Below are 23,834 nucleotides of genomic sequence, written 5' to 3' on the forward strand. Positions count from 1 at the left end.
ATTTATCTAACTTTACTACATTCCGAACATATTCCTCTAAGTAGAATATCTGTCCCTATCACTTGTATACCCTCTTCTTGTAGTTTTGAAAAGTCTAAATTGAATAATTTTTCATCTATATCAATAATTTTCCCACAAGACTCGCATATAAGGTGGCTATGATTAGATAAATTACCATCAAATCTAACAGGATCGCCAGGTATACTAACCTTGCCAATCATGCCCTTGTCCGACAACTGTGTTAGATTTCTATATACTGTACCAAGGCTTAGGTTTGGATTTTCCTTCTTCAATCTCTCATATATAGCATCAGCTGTCAGATGTTCATCACTGTTGAGTACTTCACTGATTATAAGTTCTCTCTGCCTAGAAAATTTCATATCCTTCGCCCTTTCTTATAATTAAACTAGTGTAGTTTCTTATTTCCAGTTTTCGTTCTTAACCTGGAAGAATGCCTGTGGATGCTTACATACTGGACATATCTTTGGAGCCTTCTTAGCAACATGGATATGACCACAGTTCATACAATGCCATACAACAACTTCTTCCTTTTCAAATACTCTACCATCCTTTAGATTCTGAAGTAGAGTTCTGTATCTTTCTTCATGAGTCTTTTCTATTGCTGCAACACCCTTGAATAATCTAGCTAATTCAGTAAATCCTTCTTCTGTAGCGTCGTTTTCAAACTTAACATACATATCTGTCCATTCGTAGTTTTCACCTTCAGCTGCATCAAGTAGGTTTTCTTCAGTTGTTGGAACTTCTCCACCGTGAAGAGCCTTGAACCATAACTTAGCATGTTCCTTTTCATTTTCAGCAGTTTCTAGGAATATATCAGCTATCTGATTGTATCCTTCTTTTCTAGCCTGTGAAGCATAGTAAGTGTATTTGTTTCTCGCCATTGATTCTCCGGCAAAACCATCATTTAAGTTCTTTTCTGTTTTTGTTCCCTTTAATTCCTGTGTCATTTTAAATCCTCCTAAATTTTATCTTTATTAAAATATTTATATCATATCACTATGGTATTATTATACCCTATTTTCTTATATTAAACCGAAAAAATCAAGATTTTTTATATAAAATAAAGTTTTATGCGCAAAACACTTAATGAAATTAACTCTCAATAGCATTTATAATAACAGTTCCTATTTTTATCTTAACTTTTTTAGAGAAATATTTTATTTAGTAAATTGTTTTTCAATATTTGCTTATAAAACAAAACCCGTAACCATTATTAATATCTAATAACATGATTACGGGTCTTCAAAAAATTTATTAAACTTTTTCTCTAAAACTCAAGATTTATTCTGGTATAATCAAAACTGCAGCCTCTGCGTGCTTTAAGACATAAGAAGTACAAGATCCTATAATTCTAGTAAGTCCCTTTTTAGTTGACTTAGTCATTACTATCAGATCAGTACCCTCTTCCTTGGATCTTCTAACTATTTCATCACCTGCATATCCAAATGCGAATATACCTTTTACGTCATAGCCTTCAAGATATGACTTAGCCTTTTCTAGCAATTCCTTACCAATCATTTCAGATGTCTTAATTTCGTCACTCATAGAAATACCATCTATAAACACCAACTCTTTAACATTGATAATACTTACTGAAACCTCATCCTTATCATATGAACCCTTTACAAAGTCCAGTGAATGCATACTTCTTTCTGTACCATCGATTGGAACTAATATTTTCCTTACCTCCATGGAAAAACACCTCCTTATATAATATAGAATTATATACTATACAACTATATATTATTTATATTATATCATTTGTGCCTATATAATTCAATATTGACGACTTCATCGACAGTCATATTTAGGAATTCTTTGTCATGAGATACTATAAATATTATATTATCACTCGAACTGATATCCCTTACAATCCTAGAAATTTTGGACATATTCTTATAATCCATACCACTAGTAGGTTCATCCATAAAAATAAATCTTGCTACCTTGCATATTGCCGATGCTATAGCTACTCTCTGTTTTTGCCCTCCTGACAGGCTCATAGGGTGCCTATCCCTACAATCGCCAAGACCCAAACTATCAATGATTTCTGTTACGCTTTTTTCTTGTATGGCATTGCAACCTAGAATAAGTTCATTTTCAACAGAATCAGAGAATAACTGATGATTTACATCCTGCATAACCAATGATGACATCTTTAACCTATCTTTAGGCGATATTATTTTTCCCTTGAATACAATCTTATCCTTTGATTTTTTATCAAGTCCGGTTATAAGCCTTAGAAATGTGGACTTACCACATCCATTTTTGCCTATAATACCATATATACCTCCCAGACTAAATGATAAGTCCTTGATTTCAAGCCTATCATGGCCATTGAATTTATATACAAGGTCTTTAATGATCAAGTCTTCTCCACTTCCACTGTATCCCTTGATTAGGTTAGTTTCACTCGTAGATCTGAGCCCTCTTGCTGATAATTCTTCGTCTGAAAGGGAAAAGAACTCTTCATTTGTATACTCTTTCTTTATTGTCCCATTTTCTATTATCAATACCCTATCTACAATATTTTTGAGATAGAATATCCTATGCTCTGCTACTACAAGGCTTATACCCTTTTGCTTTAGCATTTCCAGCATTTGTCTTAATATATCTATATGTTTATCATCAAGATTAGATGAGGGTTCGTCTAGTACAACTAGCTTACAACCAGATATATAAGAAGACGCTATACACAGTATTTGTTTTTCACCACCTGATAAATCAAATATATCCCTATCCAGAAGATGGCATATAGGAAAGACTCTTAACATATCTTCCATACGTTTGTCCATCTCTTCCCTATTAAGTCCAATATTTTCAAGGTAAAATAGGAGCTCAAGTGTCGTGTTGACATTAAAGAAATGGGTTTTAGGATTCTGAAATACACTCGCAATCATCATTGATATCTGGTAAAGCTCCAAATTTTTCAGTGACTGTCCATATAATTTAATGTTTCCACCCATAGTGCCACCATCATACTTGATAGCCAGGCCGTTTATACAGTTAATAATCGAAGACTTTCCACTACCACTCTCTCCTGTAATCAGTAGGCATTGGCCCTTATTTACGCTAAGGTTAATTTCATCAAGTATCTTTTTGTTATCGGAATATTCTAGAGAAACTTTTTCTAAATTTAGCATAGCCAACCTCCCAACAACATTAGTACCATCAACACAGAGTATACTAGGTCAACCTTCCTCATACACACCTTTGTATATCTTGTCTTCTTAAGAGGACTTTCAATACATTTAGTTTCGGCTGCCTTTGATATATCATCAACTATGTTAGAAGACACTATTAAAAGTGGAACAGCTATATATTCAAGATACTTTATAGGATTTCTTGTATGTATTCCCTTTATCTTCATAGCCATCCTAATGTTTTTTCTCTCCTCTTTAAAAGATGGAAAAAACCTAAACATAACTGAAATAGGTATTGAAAACTCCTTTGGTATCTTAAGCCTATCCATAGATGAAATTACACAACCTACATCAGATGTACAAATCATAAACTTACCCGCAGAAAAAGGTACATAAAACATCCTAAACACCAAAAATAATGAAAAAAACATCTTTATAAAGGCATTAAATTCTGATATCAATCCTATATAAGGTACAATAAACATTACTAGATATACAAGGATATTATTAATAGCCTGCTTTTTATATCCATTTATCAAATACATTAAGGATATTAGAACTATTATCGACCATTCAAAATATATGTTTATTGAATGTAATACTGTAAAGCCCAGAACCACCACAACAAATAATTTTGTTATTGGATTGGGATTTACATTTGAACGAACACCAATAGACATTAAACTATACCTGCCTTAATAAAATGTTTCTTTAATATCTTTCTTCCTATATAGGCACCTCCTATACCACCTAAAACGGCACCGATATATACAAGTACCATATTAGGATAAGTAATCAGCCTTTCCAAGGTTTGAACATAGTCCTTACCCATCATCATTGAAAGCTCTATATACTTTTTCTTTGCAAGTAACATCTGCATAAGAGAACCACATATCCATGTATTAAAAACAGCAAAAGAAATCATCTCATACTTAAATGACTTGTATCCACCTTTTCTTCTAATCAACTCCGCCAATAACATAACAATCAATGAAATGGTCGGCAATACATATGTGTGACCCATAGCAAACATAACAAGCGGGGCTATCATACCCAATATAAAAAGCGCCCATGGTTTTCTTACCTTTGCCATAAATAGCATGATCGGAGTCCCAGTTACTAGCCCAAGTATTGTAGGATACACTAGAAACAATATAGGAACTACGCCTATCATGCCTACTGAAAACATCAGAACAAAATAAATTACTGTAAATACTCCTATTGTAACAAGGTCCTTAACCTTTAGTTTATCTCTTGTCATTTTAACCCCCTAATAAACAAATTCCTCTGCTAATCTAGTCTTTTCTACAAGATTCCTATAAACACTCGAATTATCAATAAGTTGTTCATGTTTACCAACACTCTCTACACAACCCTTGTCAATAACAACTATCTTATCAACATTTTCAATAGACTTAAGTCTATGGGATATTATTATTACTGTCTTATTTTTCACCAACTTATTCAAGCTCTCCTGTATCTTCTTTTCATTATCAACATCCAAACTAGCTGATATTTCATCCAATATTAGGACAGGAGCATCCTTTAAAAAGGCTCTCGCTATAGATAATCTCTGCCTCTCTCCACCTGAAAGTTCAGCACCATTCTCGCCAATTATAGTGTTAAAGCCTTGTGGTAGGCTATCTATAAAATCTATACAGTTTGCAAGTTTTGCAGCATTTCTTACTTCATCATCGCTTGCATCAACCCTACCAAGCCTTATATTTTCAAGTATGCTAGTATTGAAAAGGGTAACATCCTGGAATACTATAGATATATTTTTAAATAAGGAATCTGTAGATATTTTCTTTATGTCCTTACCGTCCATTAATATGCTGCCTGAATCGTTGTCATAAAGTCTGGATATCAATCTCAATACAGATGTCTTACCAGATCCTGATGGCCCAACAAGGGCTGTTACTTCACCTTGTTTAGCCACAAAATTGATATCTTTCAGTACTTGTCTGTCTTTATTGTATGAAAAAGACACATTCTTAAATTCTATATCATAGTTGTCTATCTCTGTATCTTCACCCATTTGTAGGGGAGTATTTTTTATCTCTTTGATACGTTCAACGGCTGGATCTATATAAAACATCTCCATTATGCCCTCTTTTGATATATCAAATATTTCTTTTATTTTGATTGCTGCTATAATATAACCTACCAAATATAGCATACTGATTTCATTCTTAATAACAAGACTTATACCAACTGCCATAACTACTGAAATGCTAGTAAAGGCAAATAAGGATGATACACCCATTATTAAAAGTGAGCCAGTCTCCACTTTAATATGGGTTTTCTCACTATCCTCCATCTGTCTGTAAAGATCTTTTTTAACATCTTTTGACATATTAAAACTACTTATCTCTTGCTGTAGTTCTATAGTTTCTTGAAATTTTTCTGAATTGTCCCTTAATACCCTGTAATATTTTTCATTCTCTCTGACCCTGCTTTTCTTTGCTAGGGGTATCAATATAAAACTTATAAGAGTTGGTATAATAACAGCTAGACCAAGCTTCCAGTTGCCTAAGACCATCATTATCCCCATAAGCGGGAAAAACAAATACATACCAAATACTTTTGGTATTGAGTGACTCATGGCATGCTCTATCCTCTCAACATCAGCCATTATAGTTTGAGATAGGTCTGATAGGTCATGCTTTGAAAAATATTCAATAGGAAGTTCTGACAGACTCTCAGATATTCCTATCCTCAAATTAGCAGACTCCTTGTATGTCGAATTAAATAAATCTACATACTCCTTTGACAAAACCGCATACATGAGTATAAGGATAATTATTGAAAATCCTATATAAACATACTTATCCCTTACATTGCCCAGTATCAATTGGTCAGCAAGCATCATAAGTAAAATCATAGGCAATAAATTGACACAATATGAAAGAAAGCAGGACCAAGTTGCCCTTGTAAGATTTTTGGATCCTTGGTCACTTAAGCAAAATCTCTTTTTATAATAATTAGTCATTTGTAACCCTCCAATCATTCGCACTCTTGTAAAGATTTAATAGTCTACTGTACAAGCCATTCTTGTCCATTAATTCCTTGTTGTTACCTCTTTCAATGACTTGTCCATTTTCTAATACAAGTATTTCATCGACATATTGTATACTTGTAAGTCTATGGGCTATCATTATAACAGTCTTATCTTCCATAAGGTTCTTAAAGGCCTTTTGTAATTCATGCTCATTATCAGCATCTATGCCAGCACTAGCCTCATCCATTATAACTATCTTAGATTTCTTGAGAATTGCCCTGGCTATAGCTATCCTCTGTTTTTCTCCACCAGACAGATAGACCCCCTTGGAACCGATTACCGTATCAGCCCCATCTTTTAGTTTGTTTACAATATCCATACAACCAGCCTTTTTCATGGCATCGAATACTTCCTCTCTGCTGGCATTCTTATCTCCAATAGCCACATTTTCATAGATAGACTTTTTAAACAGCTTGCTATCTTGAAATACAAAAGATACAGCACCTATTATGGCTTCCTTGCTATAGTCTTCTATAGGGTATCCACCTATTTTTATAGACCCTGAGTCAACTTTATAAAATCCTGACAAAAGCTTAGCTATGGTTGACTTTCCAGATCCTGAGTGACCAACTAGAGAATAAGACCTATTCTCTTCTAAAGAAAAAGATAGTTTATCAAGGACCTTGTTGTCTTTATATGAAAATGTAACATTATCAAACTCTATATTATAGTTGTCAAACTTGTCTCTCTTACCATAAGAAAGCTTGTCCTTTTGCATATCACTATAAAGTTGTTCCAAACTATCAACAGCATACTTTGCATTGAAAATATTCATGCTAGCCCACATAATCTTCATAAACGAAACCATGATGACGCCACTCAAAAATAAGACCATTATCAACTCGACTGCTATTGTGTTCGGCTCATTAATACCTGTCAAAAAGAAAGAAAGCGGTATACTTATAATGGCCACAAGACCTAGAAAAATCCACTGATATACAACATATGACTTTTTACAGCTAAGTGTATAATTGTAGGCATACTTAGAATAATCCATTATAGCATTATATAGGGACCTAAATGATTCAAGTCTTGTACCAAATATCTTGACCACCTGCATACCCCTGATGTATTCGACTGTTTCAGAACTCAGTCTATCCAAAGAAGACTGGTATAGTTTCATAAACTCACCATTTCCCATCATGCCCTTTAGTATTACAGCACACAGTACAGTCAGTATCAATATCACCGCACCAACACGTAGACCAATTACAAATGAAAGAACCAAAGATAAAACTGGTACCAAAAATGCTTGTGAATTATCAGGTAACATATGGGCCACTGCTGTATGAGTTTTTGCAGCATTGTCATCAATAGTTTTTCTAATATATCCTGATGAATTTATATCGAAAAACCTAAAACTAGAATCAATTAGTCCATCTATACCCCTCTTTCTCAAATTAGTCTCCAAACGAAATGCAAACTTATGAGATATATATCCAGAGGCACAATAAAGTAGAGCACTAATCGTCAAATAAAAAACTATCTTAAATGCAAATAAACTAGCATTTTCATAGTTAGACCTTATTACTAGCTCTCTCAAAAATAAGTAAATCAAATAATATCCATATACCATAAGTACTGACGATATACCTGATACTACCATTGATAAGTAGGCAAGCCCCTTGTAATCAGGTATATACTTAAAAAGCTTTTTATATACTTCCATCTCCAATCTCCCTTTCATTTTTAAATATAGAAATTAACATTTCTTCAAACAAATACCTGTTTTTCCTAAAATTATCCCTTGCACCCAATATATCTGAAGCGAGTATGATAGCATTTATTAGGTTAGTGCATAAGTCAAAGGTGGATTTATTGAGCAGACTTCCAGAAATACTAGTATCCATCAACTTAAATCTATTATTTGTTTGCATTTTAAGATCTTCAAATACTTCTTCCAACTTAGGATTTCTTTTTTTCTCTATTAAAAATTCTACATATAAAGGCATATAGGGATTGTCATCTAGCATTTTATCAACCATCTGCTTGGCCATAAATTCTACCTCACAGCCCTTCTCACACTCACCAATATGTTCATGTATTATCTTATCCCTGTAGTCAATCCCCGCTACCATCAAATCCTTAAATATGTCCAAAGTATTCTTGTAATAATGATATACACCCCCTTTTGACATAGTCGTTCCAGCTATTACATCTTCCATAGTCATATTTGAGAATCCCTTCTCAGTAATTAGCCTTGTAGCCGACTGCATAATTTCATTTTTTCTTTCCTCAATACTAAGTCTTTTTACAGCACACATAAACCCTCCTTTTATCGACGTCTCCGTCGATAAAGTTATTATATACCTAATTTCATAAAATAACAATACTTTTTTGATATAAATTATCATTATCTTTTTCGAACTCATATCAATTAATCCAAAAAAGAGGAAGCATCACTGCTTCCTCAAATATTATCTTTAAAATTGTTATTATAGTTTCAAATTATAAAACTACAAGTACTTCTACTTCTACTCTAGCTCCCTTTGGAAGTTCCTTAACAGCTACGCAAGATCTAGCTGGCTTGTGGTCGCCAAAGTATTCAGCGTATACTTCATTTATAGCACCGAAATCAGCCATATCAACTATAAATACAGTAGTCTTTACAACGTTGCTGAATGTAGCACCAGCTTCTGTTAATACTGCCTTTACGTTTTCTAAAGACTGCTTTGCCTGAGCCTTTATATCTCCCTCTACTATTTCACCAGTTTCTGGTACTAGTGGTATCTGACCTGAACAATATACTACGTTTCCTGCCTTTATTGCCTGTGAATATGGTCCAACTGCTGCTGGAGCCTTTGATGTGAATACTACTTCCATTTTAATTCCTCCTATTAATTATTACCTTTTTTTTAGTTATAGAGTCTCATATATAACTCTACATCTCGTATATTATACCATAAATTTGTCATCAATTAGCTAATTTTATATATTTTTTACAGGAATTCTACTCTTATTCCAGCTTCTATAAAGGCTGACTTCATCTTATTTACCATCTCAAATCCCTGTGTCTCTATTGTAGCTTCTACTGTCTGCTGCTTTATATACTTTCCTGATGCAAGCTTATCCTGGTTGATTGTAAGGACATTACCTCCATACTTAGCAACAATTGACATCATGTTAGCAAGTGAACCTGGAACGTCTGGTAATTCTGCAACTATACTGATTCTTCTTCCCTGCTGCTTTAGGGCCACGCTCATTATTCTATAAAGTGTATTTATGTCTATATTACCACCAGATACTACGCATACTACGTTTTCACCTTCAGCTGGCTGGTATTTTCCAGACAATAAAGCTGCTGTACTTACTGCACCAGCACCCTCTGATACTATCTTCTGATTTTCCATCATATATAATATAGCCTCTGCTACCTCTTCTTCAGTAACAGTAACTACAGAATCAACGTTTTTCTTTATTATATCAAATGTAAGACTTCCTGGAGTTCTAACAGCTATACCATCAGCTATAGTTGTATCGTTAAAAGCTGTTGTCACCTTACCATTAGCCATAGACACCTTCATTGATGGTACGTTACAAGTCTGAACACCAACTACCTTTATATTAGGGTTTAGGGCCTTTAAAGCAGTAGATATACCAGCTATGATACCGCCGCCACCTATTGGCACTAGTACAGTATCAACCTTGCCTTCGCTCTGCTCAAATATTTCTAGACCTATTGTTCCCTGTCCAGCGATTACATACTTATCATCAAATGGATGCAAGAATGTTGCTCCAGTTTCCTTCTGAAGTTTTACTGCCTTTTCATAGGCGTCATCATAGACCTGACCTTCTAGTACTACTTCTGCTCCATAAGACTTAGTAGCTGCTACCTTTGATACTGGTGCATTGGCTGGCATACATATTGTAGCCTTTATGCCTGCATTCTTAGCTCCCATGGCAACACCCTGAGCATGATTGCCAGCAGAAGATGCTATTACTCCACACGCCTTTTCTTCTTCAGTAAGGTGAGCAATCTTGTTGTACGCCCCTCTTAACTTGAATGATCCAGTCCTCTGAAGATTTTCACACTTATAGAAAACTCTAGCTCCTGTCTTTTCAGATAGCCTAACGTTTTCCAATAGATCGGTCTTAAGTGCTACTTCCTTGATAATCTCTCTTGCTTCCTTTACGTCTTCCAATGTTACTCTTTCCATAAGTTTTCTCCTTTTCGAGAGCCTACAAATACCCTCTATCACAAATTAGTTTTTTATAGAGTTCTACAAACACCCCAATCGCAAAGTTTTTCCTATACAAATAAATCATTTATTTAGAAACAATTTTGCCAGTTTACATAAAATGTTTTTGTAATAGCAAAACCCCACAGTCTTATATTAATACTCTGGGGTCTTTTTTTCAATAGTAATTTTATTATTTTTTTGTCATTCTATAAAGTTATAATTTTAATATTTATCTGAAAACTGTGACATAAGATTAAATTATAACCCTCTATTGTAGAATTACTTTTTTTTGCTAGGTCTTTTCTTTGACTTTGCTATCAGCTCATTAACTTCTTTTTTGCTTAGTCTCTTTGATACTGGAGTTCTCTTGTCCTTAGCCTTGGCCTGCTCATGGCCTGGAAATACTATTACAGGCTTTTCGTTGTTTCTCTTGTATATAGTAAACTTATTACCTATAGCCTGAACAAACTCAGCTCTTATAGCCTCACAAACGTGGTTGGCAGCCTCTTTGGCGTCTATACCACAGTTATCTAATATTGTAACTTTGACAATCTCTCTAGCCCTTAATTGGTCATCTAACTGGTCCAAAAATTCCTTTGATATACCGTCTTTACCTATCTGGTTAGTTGACTTTATACCATTAGCAAGTGACTTTAAATATGATCTCTTTTTGCCGTTTAACATATTTTTCCTTTCTATATTTCTATAACATATATCCTGTATGATCTATCAATACTTATTCTCGTCTTATCTATACTTGATTTCAATTTATATTAGAGTGGATTTTTCACACTAAATCTTACTCGTAGTATTCAAATTCAAGCTCGTATATCTTGACAGTATTACCTTCATCAATTCCTGCTTCTTTTAACATCTCAAATACGCCCTTAGCTTCCATCTGGTTCTGGAAGTACTGTAGTGATTCCATATCATCGAAGTTAACAGAATACATGATTCTTCTAAGCTCCTTACCTGTCACAACATACACACCATTTTCATCTACATTTACCTTTAGACCTTCTTCTTCAGTTGTATCAAGTTCTGGTGTATATATCTCATCTTCACTTATAAGCTCTATATCCTCTACTTCAGATAGTAGCTGTGTTACCTTGTCTATTACCGAATCAACACCGTCTCTAGTAGCAACAGAAGTCTTAAATACTGGATATCCCTTTTCTTCCATGGTCTTTTTGAAGTTCTCATATACAGAATCGTCATACAGTAGGTCAGACTTGTTGGCAAGTATAACCTGTGGTCTTGTAGACAACTTCTCATTGTACAACTTTAACTCTTCATTTATCTTGTTAAAGTCGTCTATAGGATCTCTACCCTCTATACCTGAGATATCCACTATATGGATTAGGACCTTAGTCCTCTCAACGTGTCTTAAAAAGTCATGACCCAATCCAACACCATCTGCAGCTCCTTCAATTATACCTGGTATATCAGCCATTACAAATGACTCTCCAAACCTAGTCTTTACAACTCCAAGGTTTGGTGTAAGCGTTGTGAAGTGGTAGTTGGCTATCTTTGGCTTGGCTGAAGTTACAACAGATAAGAAGGTTGACTTACCAACATTAGGGAAGCCTACTAGCCCCACATCAGCTATCATCTTAAGTTCTAGAATTATCCATCTTTCTTCTCCATCTGTGCCTGATTTTGCAAATGCAGGCGCCTGTCTTACAGCGTTGGCAAAGTTCTGGTTTCCCCTACCGCCAAAGCCACCCTTGGCAACAACAGCAGTATCTCCGTGCTTTTTAAGGTCTGCAATAACTAGTCCTGTAGCCTCATCCTTGACAATAGTACCCTCTGGAACCTTTAGGACCAAGTCTTCACCATTCTTACCCGACCTATGTCTCTTAGCCCCATCTTCACCGTGCTGGGCCGTATACTTCTTCTTGTACTTAAAGTCCATCAAAGTTCTAAGTCCATTGTCAGCTTCGATGATGATAGATGCACCCTTACCACCATCACCACCGTCTGGACCTCCAGCTGGAACATACTTCTCTCTTCTAAATGAGACAGAACCATTTCCACCGTTTCCAGCCTTAACAAATATTCTAGCCTTGTCTATAAACATATTATCCCTCCTTTTCTCATATAATATTCTTACAATATATTTTATCACTTAACCTAGTTATCACACTAGATATTAATTATCTAAAAAATTAGAGCTATCAAACTTGATAGCTCTAAGAATGTATTATTCAGCGATTTCTACTGGATATATACTTACTTTCTTTCTCTTCTTGTCTAATCTTTCAAACTTAACTTTTCCATCAACAAGTGCAAATAAAGTGTCATCTCCACCCTTACCTACATTTGTTCCTGGATGGATCTTAGTTCCTCTCTGTCTAACGATGATAGATCCAGCAGTTACAACCTGACCGTCAAATCTCTTAACACCAAGTCTCTTTGATATAGAATCTCTACCATTCTTAGAAGAACCTACTCCCTTCTTAGATGCAAGAAGCTGTAAATTCATTTTTAACATCTGGAGTCACCCCCTACTTCTCAAATATTTTTATATTCTTTGGATATTCTTTGCGTATTTCATCTAAGGCAAGTCTTAAATGCTGCAAAAGTAGCTGGGCCTTGTCAATGTCTTTTTCCTCGACCATACAGCCGATAGAACCTTCTTTGGCATGGACCTTATTAAAACCAACCTTCTGTAGGCTATCTAATGAGTTGATAACTGCAAGTGTATTGCTAGTCACAGCTGAACAGACTATGTCGTATCCAAATTCGCCATATTCTGCGTGGCCTTTTAACTCAAAGCCCTTGATCTTAAATTCGTCATTATAAAAAAATGTTACTTTAATCATAATAGATATTAAGCGTTTATCTTTTCAATAACTATCTTAGTATATAGCTGACGATGACCGTTCTTTCTTCTATAGTCCTTCTTTGGCTTGTACTTGTAAACGATAACTTTCTTACCCTTACCCTGTTCAACTACTTTAGCCTGAACAGAAGCACCTTCAACTACAGGAGAACCAATCTTTAGTTCGCCGTCATTTACTGCTAATACTTCAGTTAAAGTAACAACATCGCCTTCGTTAGCTTCTAGCTTTTCAACGAAAAGAACATCACCTTCAGAAACCTTATACTGCTTTCCTCCAGTCTTTACTATAGCGTACATATATACACCTCCTTGTTCTTATACTCGCCGGATGAGGTACCAGTAAAACTGAGTTTTGTGCCAAGCACTGCCGAAGCGTGCGGCCACCTTTACCGTGCGGCAATTACTCATATATTATATAAAATATATGTAACAAAGTCAAGACAAAAATTTGAAATATCCTATTTTATGTCCAAGTTTTTTCTTATTTTCTTTATAGCATTTTTCTTTATCTTTCCCACAGCTGTATTTGAGCAACCTAATTCCTGTGCTATGGAAACCTGGGTCCTATCCTTTATATAGAGATTTTCCAAGATATACCTTTCCTTATCTGATAGTTTTTTTATTTGGTTAAGTATCTCCCTGTATAACATCCGTTTTTCAAATTTACTCTCATAGTCTTCTACCAATTGCTTTTTATATTTATATAATATCTGTTCCTCTGCTTCTATTTCACCGTCACAAGTGTAGGTATACATGGCATTCCTTATTTTTACAGCCAAAATACTCTTAGATATCTTTTCCTTGGTAACGTATAGTTTTTCAGAAAGCTCTTCTAAGAGTTCGTCACTTAAATTCCCATCATATTCATATAGAGAACTAGAACACTTGGAATATATTGAACTAGCCTCCCTGGACACCGATAATCCACCGTAGTCCCTAAAATCATTTTTTATACTGTATTTAACATTGTGGGCCAGGTATGTATCAAACTTAATCCCATCCCTAAAATCAAATTTTTTAACAGCATTCAAAAGACCTATCATGCCGGATTGGAACAAGTCTTCTTGGTCTAATCCCCTTTTTTTGTAGGCCATTATCTCATAATCATTTTTTATTATACCCTTTACATACTTGGACTTTTTTTCGATTACCTTATTCAATGCAACAAGATCCCCCTCTTTTGCACTCTTTACCAATTTCCTATCAGCCAACTCTCTCTTATCCCCCATGTCACACCCAAGGTCACTTATTTGACAATTACGGCAAATCATACTCTTTGATTGACAGGTAAACTTAATAAAATCTTCATCAAATTCTTTCTTAGTCATAATACACCCGACCTCCTTATACAATTTATTATATAAATTCATATTGCCATTTGGGTATACTTTTGTAACCGTAATAAAATATTTTTTTATGTTCTAATTTAATAAATACATTTATTAAATTCCCCTAATTTTTTCAATATATCTGCACAAGTTCATATAAAATATAAGGCGTTTTTTTCGCCTATATCCTAATAATAGCACTTCTCAATTAAAACGCTTATAATTTTATATCTAATATTCTATATGGTATAGTCCATAATACAATAATCATATTTATATATTAATTTAATGGATATATATGCCAAAAATAAAATTCAAATAAAATTTCATAACGACCTTCATAAGATTCAAAAAAAATAAGTAACATATAAATAAGTAGCATATAGTATATAACCATATGCTACTTATTTGACTAACACTTATTGGATAGTATTACTGATATCCATCATATATCATCTCTAATACCTATTATATATGACCACTAATACCTATCATATATAATCTCTAATACTTATTGTATAACATGACTCTCAATGAGTTTAAAACTGCAAGGACCGCTACTCCCACATCCGCAAAGATAGCCATCCACATATTTGCAATACCAACGCTCGATAGTATTAGTACTGCAAGTTTAATACCTATAGCTAGTACTATATTTTGAATAACAATCCTTGAAGTATACTTTGATATATTTATAGCCTCTTTTATCTTCATTAAGTCATCATTCATTATTACCATATCAGATGCTTCTATAGCTGCATCTGAGCCAAGTCCACCCATTGATATACCTATATCTGCCCTAGCTATTACAGGTGCATCATTAATACCATCTCCAACAAAGGCCAATTTAGCTTCTGACTTAGGGTCATTTTTGACCAACAAGTCTTCAACTATTGACACCTTTTGGTCTGGCAAAAGATCTGCATAATAATCTGTCATGCCAAGCTTGTCTGAAAAGTCTTTGGCATTTATTTTGCCATCACCAGTCAGCATGATTAGCTTACTTATGCCTATGTCTTTCAAGCCTTCAATAGCCGACTTAGTCGTATCCTTTAGCTGGTCTGCTATTTCAATTGATCCGTAAAATTCCCCATCAACTCCTATATATACCTTGGTTGCAGGTCCCTCAACAGGAATATAATCAATATTATTGGTTTTCATCAGCCTAGAATTACCAGCCAGTATCCTCGAGCCTTTATATACAAGACTAATGCCACCACTGATTTCCTCGTACTCACTTATGTCTAGCTGATCAATGGATAGCTTCTTGTCCACATTTTTATTGTAGTATTCAATAATAGATTTTGCTATTGGATGGTTTGACCTAAGCTCCGCTATATAGGCACAAGTAAGTATATTTTCAACACCTATCTTATCCTTTATCCTATCTGCTATATTTATCTTACTTACTTCAAACACTCCCTTAGTAAGGGTTCCAGTCTTGTCAAAAACAATTGTGTCAAGCTTTTTTAATATATCTATATAATTACTACCCTTGACCAATATACCCCTGCTAGATAACACGCCTATACCTGAAAAATATGTAAGAGGTATAGATAAAACAAGGGCACATGGGCATGAAACAACCAAGAAGACCAATCCCCTATATAACCATTTAGAAAATTCCTGACCTGTAACAAGAGGAGGAACAATTGCCAATAAAAGAGCCAATACTACTACAATAGGAGTATAGTATTTTGCAAATACAGATATAAAGTTCTCTGTCCTTGCTTTTTTAGAAGATGCGTTCTCAACCATATCCATTATTCTTGAAACAGTTGAATCTTCAAATATCCTTTCAACTTCCAGCTCAACTGCCTTTGTCTTGTTGATAAGACCAGAATTGATTGAATCTCCTTCTTCAAAGTGTCTCAATACAGATTCACCTGTAATTGCAGAAGTATCAAACCTACTCTCACCCTTTACTATCTTTCCATCTAGGGCAACCCTGTCTCCTACTCTAACAAGTATCCTATCTCCTACTCTAACGTCGTGAGGATCAACCTCTCGTGTTGTATTCCCATCTACTAGGATGGCCTTGTTTGGCATTATATCCATAAGGGCTTCTATATTCTTTCTCGACTTATTTACTGCCTTGTCCTCAAGGTATTCTCCAACCATAAAGAATATCATAACACCTACAGCCTCTGGATATTCACCTATTAAGACAGCACCTACAGTAGCAACTGTCATTAAGAAGTTTTCATCAAATACCCTACCCTTGACTATGTTCCTAAAAGCCTTAAACAGGACATCCCTACCAGCTATAATATAAGCTGCAAACATCATAATATATACCAGTGGTTCAAATAGACCAAATTTACTACCTATCATAGCCACAATATATAGACCAATTGCAAGGCACATCTCCTGAAAATCATTCATATTGAATAAGCCTGGTCCTAGTCTATCATGACTATGGCTATGTCCATGATTGTGGCTATGTCCATGATTGTGGCTATGCACATGACTATGGCTATGTTCTTCTTCATGACTATGGCTATGTTCTTCTTCATGACTATAAGTTCCCTTATTACAAGAGTCCATACAATCACACTCGCAACCAATAGTGCTATTTGAAAAATTTATATGTCTACTATCATCGCCACTTGTATAGGAATAATGTTTACCAAGACTATCTCTAATCTTCATGACACTTATATCCAAACCTGGCTCAGTATCATCAATTATATATATTATGTCATCTATAACCTTATTATAGTCACAAGAGTCTTTAATATTTGCCACCATAATTTTACTAACCATACTAAGCCTTGCACTATCTATTTCTTCTTTTGCATTTACCTTGTCGTTGATTTTGGCTGCACAGTTTGCACAGTTTAAACCCCCGAGCATAATCTCTACTCTCTTCATAAACTACCTCTCACATTTCAATTCTATCTTACACATCTGATACCCTTTACTAGGTACGTCCCATAGAAATTATTTTCGTAATTTCAATTCTATCTTACACATCTGATACCTCGACTAAACTCACTAAATACAAGTAATCTATAATTTCAAACTCACATCTAGTCTACAGTCTTAAACTTAGATTAAAAATTCATTCAAAATAATCCTAATAATACATCTCCTTTATATGGCTTAATCCGAAATCAAATATCTTATTTACATGTTCATCGTCAAGACTATAAAATACTGTCTTGCCCTCTTTTCTAAACTTGACAAGCCTAGCTTGCTTGAGTACCCTCAACTGGTGGGACACAGCAGATTGGGTCATGGATATAGTTTCAGCTATATCACATACACACATCTCGTTTTCAATTAGCGAATATATAATCTTAATCCTAGTCTGGTCACCCAAAACCTTGAATAGGTTTGATAAGTCATCTATCATCTCATCTGATGGCTTGTCCTTTATAGCCTTGTCCACGAGATTTTGGTGAACAATATGGGCCTGGCATGCTTCTATTGTATCGTCTACATCAATCTTTTCTGCCTTATCATTAACTGTTTTCATAGTCATATCCTTTCTAAATCATATGAATATATGAACTATTGTTCATATATTCATTATACACTAGTTTTTTCCCCTTGTAAATAAAAAAATAAAAAAATCACCCCCGGTAACCTATACCATGGGGTGATTATATAGAATTATATTACTGTATGCTATTATTGGTCTTCATATAGCCTATTGCTATTGCCTGCCCTTGTGTAAAGTTCATAGTAGTAGCCCTTTCTAGACATAAGTTCTTCGTGACTACCCTTTTCTACTATACCATCTTCATTCATTACAACTATTGTATCTGCATTCTGGATAGTTGTAAGTCTATGGGCTATTGTAATTGTAGTTCTTCCCTTTGACAGGATCTCAAGTGATTCTTGAACAATGGCCTCAGAATTATTGTCTAGGGCTGATGTTGCCTCATCTAGTATCAATATCGGTGGGTTCTTTAGGAATACCCTAGCTATAGATACCCTCTGCTTCTGTCCACCTGATAGCATTACGCCTCTTTCTCCAACATATGTATCAAAGCCATTTTCCAAGTCCATAATAAAGTCATATGCACCAGCGAGCCTTGCAGCTTCTTCAACTTCTTCTCTTGTAGCATCTGGCTTACCATACAAGATATTATCATATACAGTACCTGAGAACAGGTATACATCCTGTTGGACAATACCTATATTATTTCTTAGGGAGTTCATAGTAAAGTCCTTTACATTGGTTCCGTCTACCAAAATCTGTCCACCTACAACATCATAGAACCTAGGTATAAGTGTACACACAGTGGTCTTACCAGATCCAGAAGGACCTACCAAGGCAACATTCTTACCTGCTTCAATATCAAGGTTGAACTTTTCTAGTATATAATCTTCTTGATGCTTACTATACTTGAAGTCAACATCCCTAAATTCTATATGCCCCTTTGCCTTTTTTAATTCTATAGCATTAGGCTTGTCAACTATATCAGGTCTTGTATCCATTATTTCTGAGAATCTTTCAATACCTGTCATTCCCTTTTGGAACTGCTCAGTAAACTCTATAATTCTCTTAACAGTTACCAACAATGTCGATACATACATTATATAGACTAGCATATCTCCTGGCTCAAGATTGCCATTTATAATCTGGACTCCCCCAAAGACTACCAAGACAAAATACATGACACCATCCACTGCCCTGTTTATAGTATTAAAGCCTGCCATAGACTTGTAGAATAACGCCTTGATTGAAAGGAACTTGTTATTCTCTTTTGTAAACTTTTCACGTTCTACATCTTCGTTTGCAAAACTCTTAACCACCTTGATTCCAAGTAGAGAGTCCTCTATGCTTGAGTTTAAGTTACCGATATGGGCTCTTTGCTTGATTTGGGCATCCCTCATCCTATTCTTAAACTTGCTAGAACATATAAACATAAATGGTATCAATATATAAATCGCTATTGTAAGCGGTACATTTATATTAAGCAGGATAACAAGTGATACAATTATCTTTATAAATCCTATAAAGTACTCCTCTGGACAATGGTGGGCAAACTCTGTAATATCAAATAAATCATTTGTCATCCTTGACATTATCTGGCCAACCTTAGTCTCATTGTAGAACCTATCTGATAGGGTCTGAAGGTGCTTATAAACATCACTTCTCATATCCGTCTCTATCTTGGCTCCCATTATATGACCTATAGATGCCATATAATATACAGCTACTAACTCAACAAGCTTTATAACTATAAATAGTATCGCCAACCTAGCTACTAGGCCCATTGTAAGTAAGTTCTTGTCTTGAATTCCCAGATTGGTCATATACCTTAGAATCAAGGGTAAGACCATCTCTGAAGCAGTAGTTAGTCCTGCACATAATAGGTCTATAAATAATATAGACTTGTACCTTTTAAAATAAGGCATTGCTATCTTTATTAATTTAAGATTACTCATACATTACTCCTTTATATTTTTTTATTAGGTCTTTTGACGTATTTACTATTGTATTTTTAACAAACTCATAGTCCAAAGCCTTAATCTCTGCTATTTTCCTATAGACATCCTCTAAGTTGTCTCTTAGCCTTCTCTTATCAAAATGCTCCTCATCCAACCACCTAAGGGCCTCTATACCATCCGTTTCAAGTAAGAGCTTGTCTAAATCAACATTAGACACAAGTTTTTCAACATCTGGATCAGAAAAAATAGCAGGTCCTATTGTGAAATACACACCTAGATTTCTATAATCCTCTTGGTAGTCGCTGCAACCGTACCAGTGGACTATATATGTTAAATCAAAGTCCTGTATTATCTCCAGTATTTCTCTTTCCATACCCTTGGTATGAAGAACAACTGGTTTATTATATTTTTTAGCAAGTCCTAAACTATACAAGAAAGAAGTTTCTTGGGTCTTTCTATCAAGATCAGTCCAACACGAATCCATACCTATTTCCCCTACTATTGGGGCTTTTCTAATCAAGTCTTCATACTTGTTTGAGAAATTGTATAAGATACGATCTGCATCGTGTGGATGTAGACCTATGCTATACAAGACCTCTGAACTATCATAGGATGTTTCATTTATAAAACTGCTATAGTCTAAGAACTCACCTAAAGACCTACAGTTTACAAGGGGAACTATTCCCTGACTCAGGTATGTTTCAAGTTCTTCTATATCTTTTATATGACTGTGCAAATCGTATATTGTATCCAAGATCAACCCCACCTTTCTCTTAGTGAATTGTAAATAATTAATCGTATGAAAATATAGCTAAGATTCAATCTATCATATGTCTTTTTGTATTTTGCGAGAACAAATTAAATTATTCCGATATAAATTTCTCTTCCTTTAACCTTTTTAATACATAGTCTATAGCTTCCTGTGAATCCGCCTCTAGTGTATGGTAGTGCTCATGGTTTGTTATAGTACTCAGCGACATATCATTAGCATTTTTAAAGCTCTCTACAAACTCATCCACTTCTCTTCTATTTGATAAGTCTAAACTTGCACTTATGCTTCCATAGATCTTGTGGTCTACAACAACATCAACTATCCTAGTTCCACCATCAACCATAATATATAATTCTTCTCTCAACCTTGAAAAATCATGCCTTACCTTTACAGTCTTCCTAAAAACACCATCATCCTTTTTCAATAGGTAACCCCTATTTGTAGCGACTATTTCTGTACCACTAGCCCTCATCAGGGCTATGTCTCCTACTATTATTTGTCTACTAACCTCACATGCCCTTGCCAATGAAGTAGCTGAATGTGGTTTAGTTGATTTTGCTAGAGTATTAAGGATATAATTTCTTCTTTCTTCAGAATTTAACATATTGTCACCTCATCTTATATTTAATATATACATAACAAGGGGTAGCTACTACTTACAAAAGCAGATCTGCCACCCCTTAGAAAATTCAAATTATATTTTGCTTATATAACATACGAATATTTATGGCTATAAAATGAGATACCACTAACAAATCCTATAATTTATTTTGTAGTTATATCCTTAGCCAACAAGTCTCTTATTTCTCTCAACATCTCTAACTGTGGATCAATAGCTGGAGCTACCTCTTCAGCCTCTTCCTGCTTCTTGAACTTCTTAACAGCTGAGTTTATTAACTTAATAAAGACAAATATTGCAAATGCTATTATTATGAAGTTGATAATGGCCTGTAAAAATGCACCATAACCCAACTTTGCAGTTCCTACCTTGACTGATAAACCTGCTATATCTATACCTCCAAGTATTATACCGACAAGTGGCATAATTACATCATTTACTAAAGATGTAACTATTGCTCCAAAAGAGCCACCTATAACAACACCTATTGCCAAATCAAGCACATTGCCCTTCATAGCAAACTCTTTAAACTCTTTTAGAAAATTCTTCATAAAATACCTTCTTTCAAAATAATTTGTGTAATATAAATTTCATTAATATAGTAAAATAACTTACATACTATTCATATATATACCAAATTAGTAATAATTTAAACGTATTTTTTGAATTTCCTTAAATAAGTAGTTGTTCTAGATAGAAACCTATAATTTTTGAAAATCTCTCTAAATTTCTAATGTAGGCAAAATCCTTGCCATATATTCTTTTTTCTGATTCTAAATCTTCGTCCTCTCCTGTGAACACTCCCAAGACATGCTTGTCTCTTAGTTTCATATTAAAAATTTCCTGGGCAGTATCCTTGATGGCCTCTTCACCTTCATAGTCCTCACCATCTATGTCCATAAATGACCTAGATCCGAGGTCTATTTTGTTGTTGGGGCGACCATCACTAAGTATTATCAATACCTTTTTGTCAGTATCTAGCCTATCCATATCGCTGGATATGACTTTTATAGCTAGTCCATCTCTATTACTACCAGCACCCTTAAATGAAAAAATTTTATTATTTACAGTCTCAGGATCCATATAGTCCCTGTATTTTTTCATTATGGTATAATTGAAAAAGTTGCAAAAAGAAAATACCCTTGTTGGAACCTTTAGCTCCGTAAGCGCCTGTGTTATAACATAGGCCTGTGAAGATACATATTCCTCCCTTTCAAGCTGGGATGCTGAAGAATCAAGTAGTATATCAACACTTATGGATACTTTTTCTTGCTTGTTATTCTTTAAAAATATATTTTCATCTCCTAAATGAGTATGTCTCCATATCTTAGAGACCTGTAGCTGTCCCGACTTTGACATACTAAAGTCATCCTCATCATCCAGGATCAGCCTTTTCTTCAAGATATTTTTCAATTCATTGATAGCTCTACGAAAAATCAACTCATTTTCCTTGTAGTAGTCCATATTTATCTGACGTTGGTCTTCTAGTTGCCTTGCAAAGTACTTATCGTAGTTTCCCTCATAAAAACTACCATCTGTAAAGTGTATTTTTATACCCTTGTGTATACCTACACACAGGTCTTTTTCAAGGCTCTCAGTTACGTACAGGGGATAGAGGCTAGACCCAAACCTGGTCTCTATCATGGCCTTTATCTTCTCATTGGACTTGACTATACTGGACTTGGCACTTGATTCCAACCTCTCGTCCATTATTTCAACATCTTGGTCTATATCCCTTGTAAACTCAGCCGACTCTACACTCAAAATCCTGTCATTATCATTTAAGTTTTTCAGGTTCTTCTTTCTAGCCTTAAAGGTAAGTCTGGCCTTTGTTTCTTTATTAGGCTTATCTTTTTCCTTTTCTTTTTTATCTATTAAGTTGGCTTCTAAGAGCTTTTGCCTTTCTTCATTTATGTCTTTTCTATCATTTATAAAAAAGAACTTTAAAAAGGCCCCTGTAAGATAATTTATTAGCTCTTCAGTAGTCCTCGCTGTATTTCTAAACCTCATATATACTATGAGATCATCGACAACCGGCCTAGTCTTGACATATTTGCCATCCAACCTTGCATAGTAGGTATATGTCAATTCTTCCTCAACAGTAAGATCTTGTCTATCCTTGTACCTTTTTATTATTTTGTCTATAAAATATTTTCTATAGTCTCTTGCTCCTGGTCTAAGCTTTGACAAGTCACTATAAAAACAATCATCTAGGTATATTTCTATAAGCTTTAAAAACTCATTTTTCAGGTCAGTCTTGTCTATATGTACAGCTATAAAGTCCATAAAACTATCTATATCAACAACCTTGTAGACATATCCAAGCACCATCATCTTGTAATAGTCCATGTCGAAGTCCCTGTATTCATCAAATAACTTGATAGTCGGTAGGTAGTTATAGTCTTCTGATACGGTCCAGACAATATTTTCTTTTCTGATTTTTTGATTGTCCATTACA

The 23,834-nt window shown here is 34.7% G+C and carries 24 protein-coding genes; all 24 read right to left on the reverse strand.

All coding sequences use genetic code 11. The features are described from left to right. Positions 1-2: 2 nt before the first annotated feature. The 24 genes from F823_RS0104185 to F823_RS0104300 all read right to left on the reverse strand — a co-directional run bounded on the left by F823_RS0104185 (position 3) and on the right by F823_RS0104300 (position 23,830). The gene (locus F823_RS0104185; protein ID WP_002845267.1) at positions 3-380 is read right to left on the reverse strand and encodes a Fur family transcriptional regulator; all 378 of its coding nucleotides are present in this window, start codon (positions 378-380) and stop codon (positions 3-5) included. Positions 381-419: 39 nt separating this feature from the next. Continuing rightward, positions 420-968: a rubrerythrin gene (gene rbr, locus F823_RS0104190; RefSeq protein ID WP_002843693.1), complete on the reverse strand. Its 549-nt coding sequence runs from the start codon at positions 966-968 to the stop codon at positions 420-422. 334 nt (positions 969-1,302) lie between these two features. Then, positions 1,303-1,713, reverse strand: a complete 411-nt coding sequence (locus F823_RS0104195) for a universal stress protein (RefSeq protein WP_002843705.1) — start codon at positions 1,711-1,713, stop codon at positions 1,303-1,305. A 65-nt stretch (positions 1,714-1,778) separates the two neighbouring features. Then, positions 1,779-3,164 (reverse strand): ABC transporter ATP-binding protein, encoded by a 1,386-nt coding sequence (locus F823_RS0104200; protein ID WP_002843712.1) that lies wholly within the window; start codon positions 3,162-3,164, stop codon positions 1,779-1,781. After that, positions 3,158-3,844, reverse strand: coding sequence for an energy-coupling factor transporter transmembrane component T (locus F823_RS0104205; RefSeq protein ID WP_002843701.1), 687 nt, complete (start codon positions 3,842-3,844; stop codon positions 3,158-3,160). Before F823_RS0104205 ends, F823_RS0104200 begins: the two co-directional genes overlap by 7 nt. Beyond that, the gene (locus F823_RS0104210; RefSeq protein ID WP_002843711.1) at positions 3,844-4,425 is read right to left on the reverse strand and encodes an MptD family putative ECF transporter S component; all 582 of its coding nucleotides are present in this window, start codon (positions 4,423-4,425) and stop codon (positions 3,844-3,846) included. Before F823_RS0104210 ends, F823_RS0104205 begins: the two co-directional genes overlap by 1 nt. A gap of 9 nt (positions 4,426-4,434) precedes the next feature. Further along, positions 4,435-6,156, reverse strand: coding sequence for an ABC transporter ATP-binding protein (locus F823_RS0104215; protein ID WP_019595415.1), 1,722 nt, complete (start codon positions 6,154-6,156; stop codon positions 4,435-4,437). Beyond that, a complete protein-coding gene (locus F823_RS0104220; protein WP_002843709.1) occupies positions 6,149-7,894 on the reverse strand; it encodes an ABC transporter ATP-binding protein in 1,746 nt (581 codons plus the stop codon). Before F823_RS0104220 ends, F823_RS0104215 begins: the two co-directional genes overlap by 8 nt. Further along, the gene (locus F823_RS0104225) at positions 7,881-8,489 is read right to left on the reverse strand and encodes a TetR/AcrR family transcriptional regulator (RefSeq protein WP_019595416.1); all 609 of its coding nucleotides are present in this window, start codon (positions 8,487-8,489) and stop codon (positions 7,881-7,883) included. Before F823_RS0104225 ends, F823_RS0104220 begins: the two co-directional genes overlap by 14 nt. Positions 8,490-8,673: 184 nt before the next feature. Then, on the reverse strand, positions 8,674-9,048 hold the full coding sequence (locus tag F823_RS0104230) for a RidA family protein (RefSeq protein WP_002845271.1): 375 nt from the start codon (positions 9,046-9,048) through the stop codon (positions 8,674-8,676). Positions 9,049-9,164: 116 nt separating this feature from the next. Further along, complete coding sequence (ilvA, locus tag F823_RS0104235) at positions 9,165-10,382, reverse strand: threonine ammonia-lyase (RefSeq protein WP_002843127.1); 1,218 nt, start codon at positions 10,380-10,382, stop codon at positions 9,165-9,167. A 303-nt stretch (positions 10,383-10,685) separates the two neighbouring features. Further along, positions 10,686-11,090 (reverse strand): YhbY family RNA-binding protein, encoded by a 405-nt coding sequence (locus F823_RS0104240; RefSeq protein ID WP_002843098.1) that lies wholly within the window; start codon positions 11,088-11,090, stop codon positions 10,686-10,688. Between the two features lie 115 nt (positions 11,091-11,205). Beyond that, on the reverse strand, positions 11,206-12,486 hold the full coding sequence (obgE, locus tag F823_RS0104245) for a GTPase ObgE (protein ID WP_002845272.1): 1,281 nt from the start codon (positions 12,484-12,486) through the stop codon (positions 11,206-11,208). 123 nt (positions 12,487-12,609) lie between these two features. Then, positions 12,610-12,900, reverse strand: coding sequence for a 50S ribosomal protein L27 (gene rpmA, locus F823_RS0104250; protein WP_002843119.1), 291 nt, complete (start codon positions 12,898-12,900; stop codon positions 12,610-12,612). Between the two features lie 13 nt (positions 12,901-12,913). Next, positions 12,914-13,231 (reverse strand): ribosomal-processing cysteine protease Prp, encoded by a 318-nt coding sequence (locus F823_RS0104255; protein ID WP_002843094.1) that lies wholly within the window; start codon positions 13,229-13,231, stop codon positions 12,914-12,916. A gap of 8 nt (positions 13,232-13,239) precedes the next feature. Next, positions 13,240-13,548, reverse strand: coding sequence for a 50S ribosomal protein L21 (gene rplU / locus F823_RS0104260; RefSeq protein ID WP_002843130.1), 309 nt, complete (start codon positions 13,546-13,548; stop codon positions 13,240-13,242). A gap of 161 nt (positions 13,549-13,709) precedes the next feature. Continuing rightward, a complete protein-coding gene (locus F823_RS0104265; protein ID WP_019595417.1) occupies positions 13,710-14,579 on the reverse strand; it encodes a sigma-70 family RNA polymerase sigma factor in 870 nt (289 codons plus the stop codon). A 504-nt stretch (positions 14,580-15,083) separates the two neighbouring features. Next, on the reverse strand, positions 15,084-17,453 hold the full coding sequence (locus F823_RS0104270; protein WP_019595418.1) for a heavy metal translocating P-type ATPase: 2,370 nt from the start codon (positions 17,451-17,453) through the stop codon (positions 15,084-15,086). A gap of 205 nt (positions 17,454-17,658) precedes the next feature. Then, positions 17,659-18,060, reverse strand: a complete 402-nt coding sequence (locus F823_RS0104275) for an ArsR/SmtB family transcription factor (protein ID WP_002843146.1) — start codon at positions 18,058-18,060, stop codon at positions 17,659-17,661. A gap of 155 nt (positions 18,061-18,215) precedes the next feature. After that, positions 18,216-19,982: an ABC transporter ATP-binding protein gene (locus F823_RS0104280; protein WP_002845276.1), complete on the reverse strand. Its 1,767-nt coding sequence runs from the start codon at positions 19,980-19,982 to the stop codon at positions 18,216-18,218. Continuing rightward, positions 19,975-20,739 carry a TatD family hydrolase gene (locus tag F823_RS0104285; RefSeq protein ID WP_002843124.1) on the reverse strand — a complete coding sequence of 255 codons (765 nt, stop codon included), beginning with the start codon at positions 20,737-20,739 and terminating at the stop codon, positions 19,975-19,977. Before F823_RS0104285 ends, F823_RS0104280 begins: the two co-directional genes overlap by 8 nt. Before the next feature lie 109 nt (positions 20,740-20,848). Then, complete coding sequence (locus F823_RS0104290; protein WP_002843134.1) at positions 20,849-21,361, reverse strand: transcription repressor NadR; 513 nt, start codon at positions 21,359-21,361, stop codon at positions 20,849-20,851. A gap of 161 nt (positions 21,362-21,522) precedes the next feature. Next, positions 21,523-21,927 (reverse strand): large conductance mechanosensitive channel protein MscL, encoded by a 405-nt coding sequence (gene mscL, locus F823_RS0104295; RefSeq protein WP_002843137.1) that lies wholly within the window; start codon positions 21,925-21,927, stop codon positions 21,523-21,525. Between the two features lie 121 nt (positions 21,928-22,048). Next, on the reverse strand, positions 22,049-23,830 hold the full coding sequence (locus F823_RS0104300; protein WP_019595419.1) for a hypothetical protein: 1,782 nt from the start codon (positions 23,828-23,830) through the stop codon (positions 22,049-22,051). Positions 23,831-23,834: the final 4 nt, after the last annotated feature.

This window comes from Peptostreptococcus anaerobius VPI 4330 = DSM 2949, from assembly GCF_000381525.1.
Taxonomy (GTDB): Bacteria; Bacillota; Clostridia; order Peptostreptococcales; family Peptostreptococcaceae; genus Peptostreptococcus; species Peptostreptococcus anaerobius.

Bases quoted from the DNA above. Each gene is read 5' to 3' on its own strand.
- F823_RS0104215 (WP_019595415.1), bottom strand. From the start codon at position 6,156: ATGACTAATTATTATAAAAAGAGATTTTGCTTAAGTGACCAAGGATCC.
- F823_RS0104225 (WP_019595416.1), bottom strand. From the start codon at position 8,489: ATGTGTGCTGTAAAAAGACTTAGTATTGAGGAAAGAAAAAATGAAATT.
- F823_RS0104290 (WP_002843134.1), bottom strand. From the start codon at position 21,361: ATGTTAAATTCTGAAGAAAGAAGAAATTATATCCTTAATACTCTAGCA.
- F823_RS0104280 (WP_002845276.1), bottom strand. From the start codon at position 19,982: ATGAGTAATCTTAAATTAATAAAGATAGCAATGCCTTATTTTAAAAGG.
- F823_RS0104200 (WP_002843712.1), bottom strand. From the start codon at position 3,164: ATGCTAAATTTAGAAAAAGTTTCTCTAGAATATTCCGATAACAAAAAG.
- rbr (WP_002843693.1), bottom strand. From the start codon at position 968: ATGACACAGGAATTAAAGGGAACAAAAACAGAAAAGAACTTAAATGAT.
- F823_RS0104230 (WP_002845271.1), bottom strand. From the start codon at position 9,048: ATGGAAGTAGTATTCACATCAAAGGCTCCAGCAGCAGTTGGACCATAT.
- F823_RS0104210 (WP_002843711.1), bottom strand. From the start codon at position 4,425: ATGACAAGAGATAAACTAAAGGTTAAGGACCTTGTTACAATAGGAGTA.
- F823_RS0104265 (WP_019595417.1), bottom strand. From the start codon at position 14,579: ATGACTAAGAAAGAATTTGATGAAGATTTTATTAAGTTTACCTGTCAA.
- ilvA (WP_002843127.1), bottom strand. From the start codon at position 10,382: ATGGAAAGAGTAACATTGGAAGACGTAAAGGAAGCAAGAGAGATTATC.
- F823_RS0104240 (WP_002843098.1), bottom strand. From the start codon at position 11,090: ATGTTAAACGGCAAAAAGAGATCATATTTAAAGTCACTTGCTAATGGT.
- rplU (WP_002843130.1), bottom strand. From the start codon at position 13,548: ATGTACGCTATAGTAAAGACTGGAGGAAAGCAGTATAAGGTTTCTGAA.
- F823_RS0104185 (WP_002845267.1), bottom strand. From the start codon at position 380: ATGAAATTTTCTAGGCAGAGAGAACTTATAATCAGTGAAGTACTCAAC.
- F823_RS0104255 (WP_002843094.1), bottom strand. From the start codon at position 13,231: ATGATTAAAGTAACATTTTTTTATAATGACGAATTTAAGATCAAGGGC.
- obgE (WP_002845272.1), bottom strand. From the start codon at position 12,486: ATGTTTATAGACAAGGCTAGAATATTTGTTAAGGCTGGAAACGGTGGA.
- F823_RS0104275 (WP_002843146.1), bottom strand. From the start codon at position 18,060: ATGAAAACAGTTAATGATAAGGCAGAAAAGATTGATGTAGACGATACA.
- F823_RS0104300 (WP_019595419.1), bottom strand. From the start codon at position 23,830: ATGGACAATCAAAAAATCAGAAAAGAAAATATTGTCTGGACCGTATCA.
- F823_RS0104220 (WP_002843709.1), bottom strand. From the start codon at position 7,894: ATGGAAGTATATAAAAAGCTTTTTAAGTATATACCTGATTACAAGGGG.
- F823_RS0104205 (WP_002843701.1), bottom strand. From the start codon at position 3,844: ATGTCTATTGGTGTTCGTTCAAATGTAAATCCCAATCCAATAACAAAA.
- mscL (WP_002843137.1), bottom strand. From the start codon at position 21,927: ATGAAGAATTTTCTAAAAGAGTTTAAAGAGTTTGCTATGAAGGGCAAT.
- F823_RS0104195 (WP_002843705.1), bottom strand. From the start codon at position 1,713: ATGGAGGTAAGGAAAATATTAGTTCCAATCGATGGTACAGAAAGAAGT.
- rpmA (WP_002843119.1), bottom strand. From the start codon at position 12,900: ATGTTAAAAATGAATTTACAGCTTCTTGCATCTAAGAAGGGAGTAGGT.
- F823_RS0104270 (WP_019595418.1), bottom strand. From the start codon at position 17,453: ATGAAGAGAGTAGAGATTATGCTCGGGGGTTTAAACTGTGCAAACTGT.